This is a genomic window from Curtobacterium sp. MCSS17_016, assembly GCF_003234255.2.
GTDB classification, from domain to species: Bacteria; Actinomycetota; Actinomycetes; order Actinomycetales; family Microbacteriaceae; genus Curtobacterium; species Curtobacterium flaccumfaciens.
The window spans coordinates 692,738-706,157 of the sequence record NZ_CP126254.1 but is presented as its reverse complement, the minus strand read 5'-3'; the positions used below and the strand labels follow the sequence as shown (position 1 = coordinate 706,157).

The 13,420-nt window shown below is 70.7% G+C and carries 15 protein-coding genes; 8 read left to right on the top strand and 7 right to left on the bottom strand.

Annotation, left to right across the window (positions count from 1 at the left end; translation table 11 throughout):
* Window positions 1–93: 93 nt before the first annotated feature.
* Entirely contained in the window at window positions 94–1,638 is a 1,545-nt protein-coding gene (locus DEJ19_RS03460; RefSeq protein WP_111091897.1) for a DHA2 family efflux MFS transporter permease subunit, read from the bottom strand.
* Complete coding sequence (locus DEJ19_RS03455) at window positions 1,635–2,243, bottom strand: PadR family transcriptional regulator (RefSeq protein ID WP_111233913.1); 609 nt, start codon at window positions 2,241–2,243, stop codon at window positions 1,635–1,637. The genes DEJ19_RS03460 and DEJ19_RS03455 overlap by 4 nt, the downstream gene beginning before the upstream one ends.
* A gap of 178 nt (window positions 2,244–2,421) precedes the next feature.
* Between DEJ19_RS03455 and purS the strand changes: the two genes are divergently transcribed.
* From purS to DEJ19_RS03435, 4 genes are read left to right on the top strand one after another with little or no spacing between them, the layout of a single operon-like run.
* Window positions 2,422–2,673, top strand: a complete 252-nt coding sequence (purS, locus tag DEJ19_RS03450) for a phosphoribosylformylglycinamidine synthase subunit PurS (protein WP_017886272.1) — start codon at window positions 2,422–2,424, stop codon at window positions 2,671–2,673.
* A 5-nt stretch (window positions 2,674–2,678) separates the two neighbouring features.
* Window positions 2,679–3,374: a phosphoribosylformylglycinamidine synthase subunit PurQ gene (gene purQ, locus DEJ19_RS03445; RefSeq protein ID WP_111095030.1), complete on the top strand. Its 696-nt coding sequence runs from the start codon at window positions 2,679–2,681 to the stop codon at window positions 3,372–3,374.
* A 17-nt stretch (window positions 3,375–3,391) separates the two neighbouring features.
* A complete protein-coding gene (purL, locus tag DEJ19_RS03440) occupies window positions 3,392–5,773 on the top strand; it encodes a phosphoribosylformylglycinamidine synthase subunit PurL (RefSeq protein ID WP_231495638.1) in 2,382 nt (793 codons plus the stop codon).
* 13 nt (window positions 5,774–5,786) lie between these two features.
* Window positions 5,787–6,707, top strand: coding sequence for a 2-hydroxyacid dehydrogenase (locus DEJ19_RS03435; protein ID WP_111233912.1), 921 nt, complete (start codon window positions 5,787–5,789; stop codon window positions 6,705–6,707).
* A gap of 140 nt (window positions 6,708–6,847) precedes the next feature.
* Here DEJ19_RS03435 and DEJ19_RS03430 read toward each other — a convergent pair whose 3' ends face one another.
* Both DEJ19_RS03430 and DEJ19_RS03425 read right to left on the bottom strand, forming a co-directional pair.
* The gene (locus DEJ19_RS03430; protein WP_111233911.1) at window positions 6,848–7,936 is read right to left on the bottom strand and encodes a lactonase family protein; all 1,089 of its coding nucleotides are present in this window, start codon (window positions 7,934–7,936) and stop codon (window positions 6,848–6,850) included.
* A complete protein-coding gene (locus DEJ19_RS03425) occupies window positions 7,933–8,256 on the bottom strand; it encodes a chorismate mutase (RefSeq protein WP_071404383.1) in 324 nt (107 codons plus the stop codon). The genes DEJ19_RS03430 and DEJ19_RS03425 overlap by 4 nt, the downstream gene beginning before the upstream one ends.
* Before the next feature lie 60 nt (window positions 8,257–8,316).
* Between DEJ19_RS03425 and DEJ19_RS03420 the strand changes: the two genes are divergently transcribed.
* Entirely contained in the window at window positions 8,317–8,721 is a 405-nt protein-coding gene (locus tag DEJ19_RS03420; RefSeq protein ID WP_111233910.1) for a DUF1304 domain-containing protein, read from the top strand.
* A gap of 129 nt (window positions 8,722–8,850) precedes the next feature.
* On the opposite strand, the gene DEJ19_RS03415 is transcribed toward DEJ19_RS03420, so the two are convergent.
* Window positions 8,851–9,843: an iron-siderophore ABC transporter substrate-binding protein gene (locus DEJ19_RS03415; protein ID WP_217499705.1), complete on the bottom strand. Its 993-nt coding sequence runs from the start codon at window positions 9,841–9,843 to the stop codon at window positions 8,851–8,853.
* 73 nt (window positions 9,844–9,916) lie between these two features.
* Here DEJ19_RS03415 and DEJ19_RS03410 point away from each other — a divergent pair, with 73 nt between their 5' ends.
* Window positions 9,917–10,783: a shikimate dehydrogenase family protein gene (locus DEJ19_RS03410; RefSeq protein ID WP_181441597.1), complete on the top strand. Its 867-nt coding sequence runs from the start codon at window positions 9,917–9,919 to the stop codon at window positions 10,781–10,783.
* A gap of 33 nt (window positions 10,784–10,816) precedes the next feature.
* On the opposite strand, the gene DEJ19_RS03405 is transcribed toward DEJ19_RS03410, so the two are convergent.
* Together DEJ19_RS03405 and DEJ19_RS03400 are read right to left on the bottom strand one after the other, a co-directional pair.
* Window positions 10,817–11,203, bottom strand: a complete 387-nt coding sequence (locus DEJ19_RS03405) for a YchJ family protein (RefSeq protein WP_111233908.1) — start codon at window positions 11,201–11,203, stop codon at window positions 10,817–10,819.
* A gap of 10 nt (window positions 11,204–11,213) precedes the next feature.
* Window positions 11,214–11,639, bottom strand: coding sequence for an organic hydroperoxide resistance protein (locus DEJ19_RS03400; protein ID WP_027465016.1), 426 nt, complete (start codon window positions 11,637–11,639; stop codon window positions 11,214–11,216).
* Between the two features lie 245 nt (window positions 11,640–11,884).
* Here DEJ19_RS03400 and DEJ19_RS03395 point away from each other — a divergent pair, with 245 nt between their 5' ends.
* Window positions 11,885–12,520, top strand: a complete 636-nt coding sequence (locus tag DEJ19_RS03395; RefSeq protein WP_111233907.1) for a hypothetical protein — start codon at window positions 11,885–11,887, stop codon at window positions 12,518–12,520.
* 108 nt (window positions 12,521–12,628) lie between these two features.
* Window positions 12,629–13,360, top strand: a complete 732-nt coding sequence (locus DEJ19_RS03390) for an SOS response-associated peptidase (RefSeq protein ID WP_111233929.1) — start codon at window positions 12,629–12,631, stop codon at window positions 13,358–13,360.
* Window positions 13,361–13,420: the final 60 nt, after the last annotated feature.

The following is a 13,420-nucleotide window of genomic DNA, read 5'->3' as shown; positions in this document are numbered from 1 at the left end:
CGCGAGCGCACGCTCCGCAGCACTTCGTGAGCAGGAATGGTCGGGTACCCGAAGGCGACCCGACCATTCCTGCTCACGAAGTGCGCTCGTGCCCTACTTCGAAGGGGCCCCCGCGGGCTCGGCGTCGGGCTGCGTGGTGACCGAACCGGTCTGCTGCCACGCAACGGTCTGCTTCGGCTTCGCCAGGAACAGCGCCGCGACGATGGCCACGATCAGCACGATCGCCGGCAGGTAGAGCGACTCACCCATGGCCTTGGAGAACGGCTCGAGCAGGAAGCCCGGCAGCGCGCCGACCTGCTGCTCCGCGCCACCGGCCGAGGCCCCACCGGACGACGCCGGGAAGTTCGCGGTGATCCGGGCCTCCATCAGGGCGGCGATGCCGGCGGAACCGAGCACCGCACCGATCTGGCGGGTGGTGTTGTAGACGCCCGAGCCGGCACCGGCCAGCTTCGGCGGCAGGTTGCGCGTCGCCGAGACGGACAGCGGTCCCCACATGCAGGCGTTGGCGAGGCCGAGGAGCGCGCTCGGCAGGAGCACCCAGCCCCACTCGGCACCGCTCGACAGCAGGGCGCCGAACCAGAACAGGCCGACGGAGAAGCAGGCGAGCCCGAACGAGGCGACCCAGCGCGGGTTCCAGCGGTTCAGGTTCTTGCCGACGATCGGCGCGAGTGCGGCGGACAGCACGGCCTGCGGCACGAGGAGCAGTGCGGCCTGGGTCGGCGAGAAGCGCAGGACGTCCTGGGCCCACAGCATGATCGGCAGCGCGAACGAGGCGATTGCGACACCGACGGCCGTGATGGCGACGTTGGCCAGCGTGAAGTTGCGGTCCTTGAACAGGCCGAGCGGCAGCAGCGGCTCGCCCTTCTGCACGCCCTGCCAGACGACGAAGCCGGCCAGCACCACGAGCCCGACGATGATGAGCGACCACACCGAGATCGGGCCGGCGATGACGCCCCAGTCGTAGGTCTCGCCCTCTTGGATGCCGAAGACGAGCAGGAACAGGCCCGCTGCCGACAGGAAGATGCCGAGGTAGTCGAAGCGGTGTCCGTGCCGCTCGAACGACGGCACGAAGCGCTGCGCGAGCACGAACGCGACGACACCGACGGGGACGTTCACGAAGAAGATCCACTCCCAGCCGAAGCCGTCGACGAGCAGGCCGCCCACGATCGGGCCGACGAGCGACGCGACACCGGCGACGGCGCCCCAGAGGCCCATGGCCGCGCCGCGGTTCTGCGGCGGGAAGATGCGCGTGATGACCGACATGGTCTGCGGGCTCATCATCGCGGCACCGAGGCCCTGCACGACGCGGGCGACGATCAGCACCTCGATCGAGCCGGCCAGGCCGCACCACAGGCTGGCGAGCGTGAAGACCACGAGGCCGATCTGGTACATGACCTTCGGGCCGAAGCGGTCACCGAGCCGGCCGGTGATGAGCAGCGGCACGGCGTAGGCGAGCAGGTAGGCGCTCGTCACCCAGATCACGGAGTTGATGTCCGCGTCGAGTTCCTGCGCGATGGTGGGGGTGGCGACCGACACGATGGTCGAGTCGACGAGGATCATGAAGAACCCGACGACGAGTGCCCACAGGGCAGGCCACGGCTTCTTCTCGGTCGTCCGCGGAGGCGTGACGGTGGTCATCGAGTGGTTTCCTTGCTGTTCGTGGTGGTGTCTGCGGACGCGGCGGGGGCGTCCCAGGAGACGTGGCCGGCGGCGATCCGGTCGGCCGTGGCGGCGAGCCACTCGATCTGCGCCGTGAGCATCGCACGCACGTACGACACGTCGAGCCAGTACCGCTCGGGCAGGTCCTTGGCACGGACGATCCCGAGGATCTCGTCCGCCTCGTCGCGCTGGGCCCGGAGTGCCGTGACCCGCGCCCGCAGCGCCGACTCGGCCTCGTCGATCGACAGGTTCTCGATCTCGGCGACGGCCAGGTGGAAGACGGGGTACTCCTCGGCCGGTTCGGCGATCAGCCGGACGAGCCCGTCGTGCAGGGCCGTCCACCCCTCGTCCGTGATGGCGTAGGTGGTGCGTTCCGGACGGTTGCCCGCCCGGTCGGTCCCCACGACCTCGGCGAGGCCGAGCTCCACCAGGCGGCCGACCTGGTGGTACAGGGTGCCGGGCCGGACCTTGACGTTCCGGCCGTCCCGGCGGTGCGTCATCGTCTGGAACATCTCGTAGGGATGCGTCGGCCCCTCGGCCAGGAGCCCGAGCGCGGCGAACGCGAGTGGCGTGAGCGACGGCACACGTGCCTCCAGTCCGCTTGTTCGTTGTTGACTATTCGAAGTGGAATATACGCATTGGAACAGGCATGAGCAACCGCACAGCAAGGGCCGGTCTGGAGGCCCGCGGCCGTCCCGGCGTGTCGCGCGCGCCCCGTAGACTGGTCACGTCCCCCCACCCCTGAAGTGCTGGAGAGAACACGTGCCAACGATCGTCGTCGAGGTCATGCCCAAGGCCGAGATCCTCGACCCCCAGGGGAAGGCCGTGGGCAACGCCCTGGCCCGCCTCGGCAAGGCCGACCTGACCAACGTCCGCATCGGCAAGCGCTTCGAGGTGACCGTCGACGGCCCCGTCGACGACGCCAAGCTCGCCGAGGTCCGCGACATCGCGGCCGACGTGTTCTCGAACGCGGTCATCGAGGACGTCGTGTCCGTGACCGTCGAAGGCCAGTGACCCGGATGCGCATCGGCGTCATCACGTTCCCCGGCTCGCTCGACGACCGCGACGCCCAGCGCGCCGTCCGTCTCGCCGGTGCCGACCCCGTCGCCCTGTGGCACGGCGACCACGACCTGCAGGGCGTCGACGCAATCGTGCTGCCCGGTGGGTTCTCGTACGGCGACTACCTGCGTGCCGGCGCGATCGCCGCGAAGGCCCCGATCATGGCCGAGGTCATCGACGCCGCCGGCAAGGGCATGCCCGTGCTCGGCATCTGCAACGGCTTCCAGATGCTGGCCGAGGCCCGTCTGGTCCCCGGAGCACACACCCGCAACGCGCACCAGCAGTTCATCCGCCGCGACCAGAAGCTCCGCGTCGAGAGCACCGCGACCGCCTGGACCTCCGGCTTCAGCGCCCAGCAGGAGATCACCATCCCGCTGAAGAACGCCGACGGCCGCTTCGTCGCGGACGCCGACACCATCAAGCGCATCGAGGACAACGGGCAGGTCGTGTTCCGCTACGTCGGTGTGAACCCGAACGGCTCCATCGACGACATCGCCGGCGTCTCGAACGAGCGCGGCAACGTCGTCGGCCTGATGCCGCACCCCGAGCACGCGACCGAGGCCGGTTTCGGCCCGGACACCCCCGCTGCGATGGCCTCGGGCACCGACGGCCTGACCTTCTTCACCTCCGTGATCGAGCACGCGCTCGTCAAGTGACAGGGAACAACGACACCGTGACGACACCCGTTCGCCCGAAGCCCGACACCGTGCAGGACGCGGCAGCCACCCCCGACAAGGAGCAGCCGTACGACGCGCTGGGCCTGAAGCCGGACGAGTACGCCCGCATCAAGGAGATCCTCGGCCGCCGCCCCACCTCGGGCGAGCTGGCGATGTACTCGGTGATGTGGAGCGAGCACTGCTCCTACAAGTCCTCGAAGAACTACCTCCGTCAGTTCGGCAAGAAGGTCACGCCGGAGATGACGAAGAACCTGATGGTCGGCATGGGCGAGAACGCCGGTGTCGTCGACGTCGGCAACGGCTGGGCGGTGACCTTCAAGGTCGAGTCGCACAACCACCCGTCCTACGTCGAGCCGTACCAGGGCGCGGCCACCGGTGTCGGCGGCATCGTCCGCGACATCATCTCGATGGGCGCCCGCCCCGTCGCCGTGATGGACCAGCTCCGCTTCGGCGCGATCGACCACGAGGACACCGCACGCGTCGTGCACGGCGTCGTCGGTGGCATCTCGTTCTACGGCAACTGCCTCGGCCTGCCGAACATCGGCGGCGAGACCTACTTCGACCCGGTGTACCAGGGCAACCCGCTGGTCAACGCCCTCGCGGTCGGCGTCCTGCGCCACGAGGACCTGCACCTGGCCAACGCGTCCGGTGCCGGCAACAAGGTCGTCCTGTTCGGTGCCCGCACCGGTGGCGACGGCATCGGCGGCGCGTCGATCCTGGCGTCCGACACCTTCACCGAGGGCGGCCCGACAAAGCGTCCGGCCGTGCAGGTCGGCGACCCCTTCGCCGAGAAGGTCCTGATCGAGTGCTGCCTCGAGCTGTTCCAGAAGGACCTGGTCGAGGGCATCCAGGACCTCGGCGCCGCGGGCATCTCCTGCGCCACCTCGGAGCTCGCGAGCAACGGTGACGGCGGCATGCACATCTCGCTCGACGACGTCCTGCTCCGCGACCCCACGCTCACCGCCGAAGAGATCCTGATGTCGGAGAGCCAGGAGCGCATGATGGCGGTCGTCCGCCCCGACAAGCTCGACGAGTTCCTGAGCGTCGTCGGCAAGTGGGAGGTCGAGACCAGCGTGCTCGGCGAGGTCACCGGCACCGGCCGACTCGTCATCGACTGGCAGGGCCAGGAGATCGTGAACGTCGACCCGCGCACCGTCGCCGTCGACGGCCCGGTCTACGACCGCCCGGTCGCCTACCCGACCTGGATCGACGCGCTGCAGGCCGACACCGCTGCCTCGCTCGACCGCCCGGCCGACGGCCCCGCGCTGAAGGCACAGTTCCTCAGCCTGCTCGGTTCGCCGAACCTGGCGTCGAAGAACTGGGTCACGAACCAGTACGACACCTACGTGCTCGGCAACACCGCGCTGTCCTTCCCCGACGACGGCGGCATGATCCGCGTCGACGAGGAAACGGGCCTCGGTGTCGCCATCGCCACCGACGCGAACGGCCGCTACTGCCAGCTCGACCCGAAGCAGGGTGCACGTCTGGCCCTGGCCGAGGCCTACCGCAACGTCGCCGTCACCGGTGCCGTCCCCGCGGCCGTCACCGACTGCCTGAACTTCGGCTCCCCCGAGAACCCCGAGGTCATGTGGCAGTTCTCCGAGGCGGTCGAGGGCCTGGCCGACGGCTGCATGGAGCTCGGCATCCCCGTCACCGGCGGCAACGTGTCGTTCTACAACCAGACCGGCTCGACCCCCATCCACCCGACGCCCGTCGTCGGAGTGCTCGGGATCATCGACGACGTCGCCAAGCGCGTGCCGTCCGGGTGGCAGGACGACGGCCACAACATCTACCTGCTCGGCACCACGAGCCTCGAGCTCGACGGCTCCGCGTGGGCCGGCACCGTGCACGGCCACCTGGGCGGGCGTCCGCCGGCGGTCGATCTCGAGCGCGAGAAGGCCCTCGCCGAGCTGCTGTACGCGGCGTCCGGCGAGCAGCTGCTCACCAGCGCGCACGACCTGGCGGACGGCGGCCTCGGCCAGTCGCTCGCCGAGTCCGTGCTCCGCTTCGGCATCGGCGCCCGCGTGGTCCTCGACGAGCTCGAGACCCGCGACGGCATCGACACCGCGACGGCGCTGTTCTCCGAGTCGACCGGTCGCGTCATCGTCACCGTCCGCCGCGAGGACGACGTGCGGTTCCAGGGCATGTGCGACGGCCGGGGCTTCCCGGTGCTGCGCATCGGCGTGACCGACGCGACGTCGAGCACGCTCGAGGTCCAGGGCGCGTTCGAGGCCACGGTCGACGAGCTGCGCGGCACCCACGCCGCGACGCTGCCGGCCCGCTTCGGCGACGTGATCGTCGAGGACGTCACCGAGGGGTACGTCGGCCGTGGGCCGCTCGACTCCGACGGTGCCTTCTCGCCGCGCACCGACGCCTAGGCCCGGGTCGCGGATGCCGATCGTCACCCTGCCCTTCGCCGAGCTCGTCGACCGGTTCGGCCCCGTGCCGGATGGCATCGAGCTGGACGTGTGGGACGTCGAGTCGCCGTACGGTCGCCCGGACGACGTCGCGATCACGTTCCTGCCGTTCTACTTCGAGGGGCGGCACCGCTGGCAGTTCGTGCACGACCTGCCCGAGCTCCAGCTGCTGCAGCTGCCGAGCGCCGGATACGAGCACGCCGTCCCGCACGTGCCCGGTCACGCGCAGCTGGCGAACGGTCGGGGCATCCACGACGACGAGACCGCCGAGCTCGCGGTCGGCCTCGCGCTGACGTCGCTCCGTGAGATCTCGGCGTTCCAGGTCGACCGTGCCAACGGCGTCTGGGACGCCCGTGAGACCCGATCGCTCGCCGACCGTCGGGTGACCGTCGTCGGCTACGGGGCGATCGGGTCCGCGATCGCCACCCGCTTCGAGGCATTCCGCACCGAGGTGACCGTGGTCGCCCGAACCGCTCGCGAGCAGGACGGCCGGCAGGTGCACGCGTTCGGTGAGCTGCCCGGTCTGGCTCCGACGACCGACGTCCTCGTGCTCATCGCGCCGCTCACCGCCGAGACCGAACGGCTGGTCGACGCGGAGCTGCTCGCGGCGCTGCCGGACGACGCCCTCGTGGTGAACGTGGCGCGCGGCAAGGTCGTGGACACCGACGCCCTGGTCGCCGAGCTGCGGTCGGAGCGGCTGTTCGCGGCCCTCGACGTCACCGACCCGGAGCCCCTGCCCGCCGGACACCCGCTCTGGACGACGCCGAACACCGTGCTCACCCCGCACGTCGGCGGCAACACCGACCTGAGCGTGCCGCGGTCGATCGCGCTGATGCGCAAGCAGGTCGCCGCGTTGGCCGAGGGTCGCCCGTTCGAGAACCTGATCGAGTTCTAGCGCGCTGCGGCTCCGAACACGCCGGCGTATCGATCGCACGCCGCGGTGTCGTCGAGACGCCGCCGAATTCGGGGGCGTCTCGACGACTTCGGGGCGTCACACGAACACGCCGGCGTCACGCGGGCACGAACACGCCGGCGTCAGAGCGGGACGACGCAGGTCGGCGTGCCGACCGGGATCTGCGCGACGGCTTCGCCGGGCATGCCCTCGGCGTCGAGCGGCAGCACGGCGACGGCGTCGGACATCTGGTTCGCCACCAGGACGAACCCGGGCACGCGAGCGAAGTGTCGCGGCCAGACGCCACCGCAGGACACCGACCCGACGACGGCGAGCCTGCCGTCACGCGCGTCGAGCACCACGAGCAGGTCACGCCCGCGCACCGCCACGTACACGCGGCCGGCCTCGTCGACCTCGATGTGGCTGAGCAGCGACTCCCCCACGGCACCGTCGAGCGTCGGCACGGCGGCGATCGTCACGAACGACCCGGAGTCGTCGCGGCGCAGGCGGTGCACACGCCCGTCGAGCTCACCGGCGACGAGCAGGTCACCGTCGACCCAGGCCATGTGCCTCGGGCCGGCGCCGGGGGTCACGTGGTGCACGCGGAGCGCCTCGATGGCGGGGACCCCGTCGGCCGACACCATGACGCGGAACTCGTGCAGGGCATCGCCGCCGAGGTCGGCGACGAGCACCGTGCCGTCCGAGGTGGCGATCGACTGGTGGGCGTGCGGGCCGTCCTGGCGGTCGTCGTCAGGACCCGTGGCGTCGGGCAGCACGGCGACCGCGACGGCCTCGGCCGGCACGGAGCGCTGGTCGGCGTCCCCGTGCAGCACCACGCCGTCGCTGGCGGTCACCGAGGCGGCGTGCGACTCGGCCGGGGCGAGGGAGATCGCCGTGACCGTACCGGAGACGTAGTTCGTGACGACGAGCGCGCCCGAGGGGTCGACCCGCACGTGGCACGGGGCGTCTCCGCCGGCGGGGGCGTCCCACAGGTGCTCGAGTGCGCCACCTTGCAGCCGGAAGGCCGACACGGCGCCGTCGTTCGTCTCGGAGACCGCGTAGACCCGATCACCCGAGACCGCCAGGAACGAGGGGTCGTCGAGGACCGCGACGGTCCGGGCTGCAGGGACGGCTCCGACCGGTCCGGCGTCGACCAGCGAGATGCCCGTGGCGTTCCCGCCGCCGGTCGCCGTGTACGACCCGATGAGCAGCGACGGCAGCTCGGCGCTCATTCGTCGCGGCCCGCGATGCGCTCGTGGTGGTGGATGACCTCGGCGACGATGAAGTTGAGGAACTTCTCGGCGAAGGCGGGGTCGAGGTGGGAGTCGGCGGCGAGCGACCGGAGCCGTGCGACCTGGATCCGTTCGCGGTCCGGATCGGCGGCCGGCATGCCCGACTCGGCCTTCAGGTGTCCCACGCGCTGCGTGTACTTGAAGCGTTCCGCGAGCATGTGGATCACGGCGGCGTCGATGTTGTCGATGCTCTGCCGGATGCTCCGCAGTTCGGCGACGGCGCTCGCGTCGGCCTCGGGCAGGGTGACGTCGTCGTTCATGGTCCGAGCCTACTGGCGGACGTGCAGCGGAACCCGGCCCGCTGCTGCGAGAATGTGCACATGTCGGTCCTGCTGGTGATCTCGGGTGTCTGTGCGGTCCTCGCGGGCCTCATCCACGTGTACATCTTCTTCCTCGAATCGGTCATCTGGACCAGTCCGCAAGCGCGCCGGATCTTCGGCATCGCTTCCGAGACCGAAGCCGTGGCGACCCGCTCGCTCGCCTTCAACCAGGGCTTCTACAACCTGTTCCTGGCGATCGGGGCGATCCTCGGCGTCGTGCTCGTGCTGGCCGGCAACACCGTGAGCGGCTGGACCCTCGTGGTGTTCTCGACCGCGAGCATGCTCGGTGCCGCGGTGATCCTGCTCGGCTCGGGTCGCAAGTACGTCAACTCCGCCTTCAAGCAGGGCACGCTCCCCCTGATCGCGCTGCTCTTCGCACTGCTGGGCTCCACCGTCGGGGTGTAGCCCAGAGCCTCCCCCTCCCCCGAACTGCGAAAGCGACAGGGTGCCACCGAACATCGGCGGCACCCTGTCGCTTTCGCGGTGCTGACCAGCGGTGCTGACCAGCGGAACCGGCCAGCAGCGAGACCAGCTCTAGCCGAGCTTCTCCTCGAACTGCGCGGGCAGCTTGTCGAGCGCCCACTCGATCGCGGCCGTGGTGCCCATCGAGAAGGCGGACGACACGTCCTTGTCGTCGAAGACGATCGAGTGTCCGGCCTCGACCGACGGCACCTTCTGGAACAGCTTGTTCGACGAGGCCTCCGACGCGTCGACGTAGATCGGCAGGATCAGCGTCAGGTCGGCGTCGAGCAGGTCGAGGTTCTCGTCGGACAGGTGCACGGAGAACTCCTTGCCGGCCTGCTCGTCGATGGCCTTCGGGATCTCGAAGCCGAGGTTCCGCATGAAGGTCGAACGGCTGTCGGTGGAGGCGTACGCCCCGAAGCCCTCGGAACTGTAGGCACCGACGACGGCCGTCTTGCCCTCGAAGTCCGGGTGCGCCTTGCGTGCTGCGGCGTAAGCGTCGTCGAGGCCGGAGAGCAGCTTCTTGCCCTCGGACTCCTTGCCGAGCGCCTTCGCGATCATGGTCGTCTGCTGCTCGGTCGACGCGAGGTAGTTCGCGCCGCCCTTCGGGATCGCCACGGTCGGCGCGATCGCGGAGAGCTTGTCGTACCGCTCCTTGTCGCCCGAGGACTTCACGTCGAGGATGACGTCGGGGTTCAGCTTGAGGATGTCCTCGTAGCTCGGCTCGAGCGTCTGGATGATCTTCGGGGACTTGTCGTACGCACCCTTGAGCCACGGACCGACACCGTCGCCGCCGAACGCGAGCCAGTCGCTCGCACCGACCGGCTGCACACCGAGCTCGAGCGCGGTCTCGGCGTCGCCCCACCCGAGCGCGACGACGCGCTTCGGTGCCGACTCGATGGTGGTGGTGCCGAGGCCGGTCGTGATCGAGACCGGGAACGCGGCGTCGGACGACCCCGACGACGCCGAGTCGGTCGAGGAGCCGGAGCCGGACGCGCAGCCGGCGAGGACGAGGGACGCTGCGACGACGGCGCCGGCTGCGGCGAGCACGCGTCGGAGACGCAAGGGAGAACGGTTCACGAAGGGTAGCCTAACCTAACGGGGTGCGCAGGAAAACGGCTGGCTAGGCTGGGTGACCGTGGCGTTCACCGATCCAGGCCGCACGCACCTCGCGGTGCTCGGCTCCCCCATCGCGCACTCGCTCTCGCCCACGCTCCACGCTGCGGCCTACGATGCGCTCGACCTGCCCTTCACCTACGGGAGGCACGAGGTCGCGTCCGGCGAGCTCGCCGCGTTCGTCGCGGGGCTGGGTCCGGAATGGCGTGGGCTGAGTCTCACGATGCCGCTCAAGCGCGAGGTCCTGCCGCTGCTCGACCGCACCACCCCGCTCGTCGACGAGCTCGGGGTCGCCAACACGGTCGCGTTCCGCCTCGAGGGCTCCACGATCGTCCGAGCCGGCGCCAACACCGACGTACAGGGCCTCGTCCGCCCGGTCGAGGCACTCGGACACCTGCCCGGCGAGGCCACGATCCTGGGCGGCGGAGCCACCGCGGCGAGCGCCCTGACCGCTGCCGTCCGGCTCGGGGCGTCGCTCGTCCGGGTGTTCGTCCGCGACACCGCGAAGACCCGCGCGCTGGTCGACCTGGCCGTCCGGCTCGGGGTGACGCTCGAGGTCCACCCCCTGACCGAACTCGCCGGCACCCACCACGGGTTCGTCCTCTCGACGCTGCCGGGTGGTGCCGCCGACCCGCTCGAGTTCCGTCCGTCGGGGCCGGACGCCGTGCTGTTCGACGTCGCCTACGAACCGTGGCCCACCGCGGTCGCCAGCCGCTGGACCGACTCAGGGGGTCGCGTGCTGAACGGCCTCGACATGCTCACCGAGCAGGCGATCGGGCAGATCCGGTTCTTCCTGACCGGTGACGAGGACGAGCTGCTCCCCGACGAGGCCGGGGTCCGCCGGGCGATGCGCACCGCGGTCGACCTGCCCGCCGTCATCGGCAGCTAGCCCCGGCGTCGACGACAACGACGACGACGTGGGTCAGGCGACCACGCCGTCCACGTAGAACCATCGCCCCTGCTCGCGGACGAAGTCGCTCGTCTCCTCGAGCGTGCCGCGCTCGTCGTCGGAACGCCACCACGCGCGGAACGTGACGGTGCCGTGGGAGTCGAACGGGCCTCCCGAGGTGGTCGCCAGCACGTCCAACCGGGTCCAGCGCTCGGACGGGTCCAACTCGAGACCCGCCGGACGGGTGCGCGGGTGCCAGGTGAGCAGCAGGTACTCCGGCAGGCCCAGCGCGAAGGCGCTGAAGCGGGAGCGCATGAGCCGTTCCGCGTTCGGCGCCACGGCCCCGGCGTGCAGGGGGCCGCAGCACTCCCCGTAGGGGTTGCCGCTCAGGCAGGGGCAGCGCGTCGTGTCGGTGACCACCGGCCGAACGCTAGTCGACGATGGACAGCGTGACGGTGATGTTGCCGCGGGTGGCGTTCGAGTACGGGCAGATCTCGTGTGCACGCTCGGCCAGTCGCTGGCGCTGCTCCTGCGGGGCGTTCGGGGCGTAGACGTCGAGCTCCACGGCGAGACCGAAGGCGCCGTTGCCGGTGCCGCCGATGCCGACCTCGGCGGAGACCTCGGCGCCGGTGGTGTCGACCTCGAGCTCCTTGCCGGCGGCGTGCAGGGCGCCGAGGAAGCACGCGGCGTACCCGGCGGCGAAGAGCTGCTCGGGGTTCGTGCCCTCGCCGCTGCCGCCCATCTCCTTGGGCGGGCGGGTGTCGAGGTCGAGCCGGTCGTCCTCGCTGCGGACGTGTCCGTCGCGGCCGCCTCCGGTGGCGTGGGCAGCGGCGGTGTAGACGATGTCGAGACTCATGGTCCGAGGTCACCGTGCTCGCCTGGACGAACCCTGAGCGGCAGCACCACGTCGCGGGTGCGGCGGCTCCGGGCGCAGGGCGCTCGGGCGTGTCCGGGTGGGGGCGGCGCGGGGCCGGCGGGGCGGCGTGTGCGAGCGCGACGCTTGGTGAGCAGAAGATGTCGAGTCCCCCGCCCGCACCCGACATCTTCTGCTCACGAACGAGAGCCCGGGCACCAAGCACACCCAGCGGGTAGACATGATGGGTGTTCACGCTCGGCTGGCAGGTCTTCCGCCGGCACGTCACGGACGTGCTGGATCCGGCACGCGTCCGTCGTGCTGCTCTGTGGTCTCGATTCGCGGCGATCGTCGCGCTGGTCGGCATGGCCGTCCTGGAGGCCCGGGTCGACTGGACGGGGACCACCCCGGTCCGCAGCGTGGTCGCGATGATGCTGCTGGCGCTCGGCGTCGGACTGCTCACCTTCGCGTGCATCCCGACGTGGCAGCCGCCGGACCCCTCGACCACGATCAACGGTCGGCAGGTGCGGCCCTCGTGGCAGCTCGCCGCGCGGGGTGCCACGCAGCTGTACGTGCAGCGCCGTCCGGTGCCGGTCCTGCCGGAGCACCGCGACATCGTCCGCACCGACACGGTCCTGCTGCGGCGGGGACTGATCGGCACGCTCGCCCGGACGGCACCGTTGCTCGGTTCGGCTCTCGTTGCTGTCCTCGGGGCGTTCGTCCTCGGGCTCGCCACCTGGTTCCACGTGCTCTGGATCGCGGGCTACGCAATCGGGCTGTCGGAGTACGTCGTCCGCCTCGGCCGCTCCGAACGAGCCCGCCTGGCCGCCGAGTCCCTCGAGCCCGCACCCGCACCCGAGACCCCCGCACGCCCCACTTCGTGAGCAGGAATGGTCGAGTCACTGTGGGGCACTCGACCATTCCTGCTCACGAAGCGTGAACGGCGCGCCCCGACGCGCACCACTGTCGGCGGCGACGGGCACACTGGGCGCATGTGTGGAAGGTTCGTCGTCTCCGACACCACGGCTGATCTGTTGCCCGAGCTCATGGGCGAGCTCGCCGCCCGGACCGAGCACGTCGACGAGGACACCGGCGAGGTGCACCCCGGTCTCGCCCCGAGCTGGAACGTCGCCCCGACCGACCCCGTGTACGCCGTCCGCCAGCGGCACGGCGAACGCGAGCTGCCGCAGATCAGCTGGGGCTTCGTGCCGAGCTGGGCGAAGGACTTCCAGAAGCAGCGCCCGAAGCCGATCAACGCCCGCATCGAGACGGTCGCGACGAGCGGCATGTTCAAGCGGGCCTTCGCCACGAACCGCTGCATCGTCCCGGCGCAGGGGTACTACGAGTGGGTGGTGCGCGAGGACGGCAAGGAACCCCACTTCGTGCACGAACCCGGCGGCGCCCTGGCGATGGCCGGCGTGGTCAGTGCCTGGCCCGACCCCACGAAGCCCGAGGGCGACCCGGACAAGTGGCGGCTGTCGCTCGCGATCATCACCCGTGACGCCCACGTCGCCCCGGGCGAGGTCCACGACCGCATGCCGGCGTTCCTGACGCCCGACGGCTACGACGACTGGCTCGGCGTCGACCTCCGGTCAGACGACCTGCTTGCCCTGCTCGACCACGAGTCGCTGGCGGTGGCCGCGGGCCTGGAGCAGTACGAGGTCTCCCGCACGGTGAACAGCGTGCGGAACGACGGACCGCAGCTCATCGAACCCGTCGCGTAGGCGGTCGCGCCCGGCGCGCGGACAGGAGGCCCGGATCACCGCAGCGGGTCTGCTGCGGTG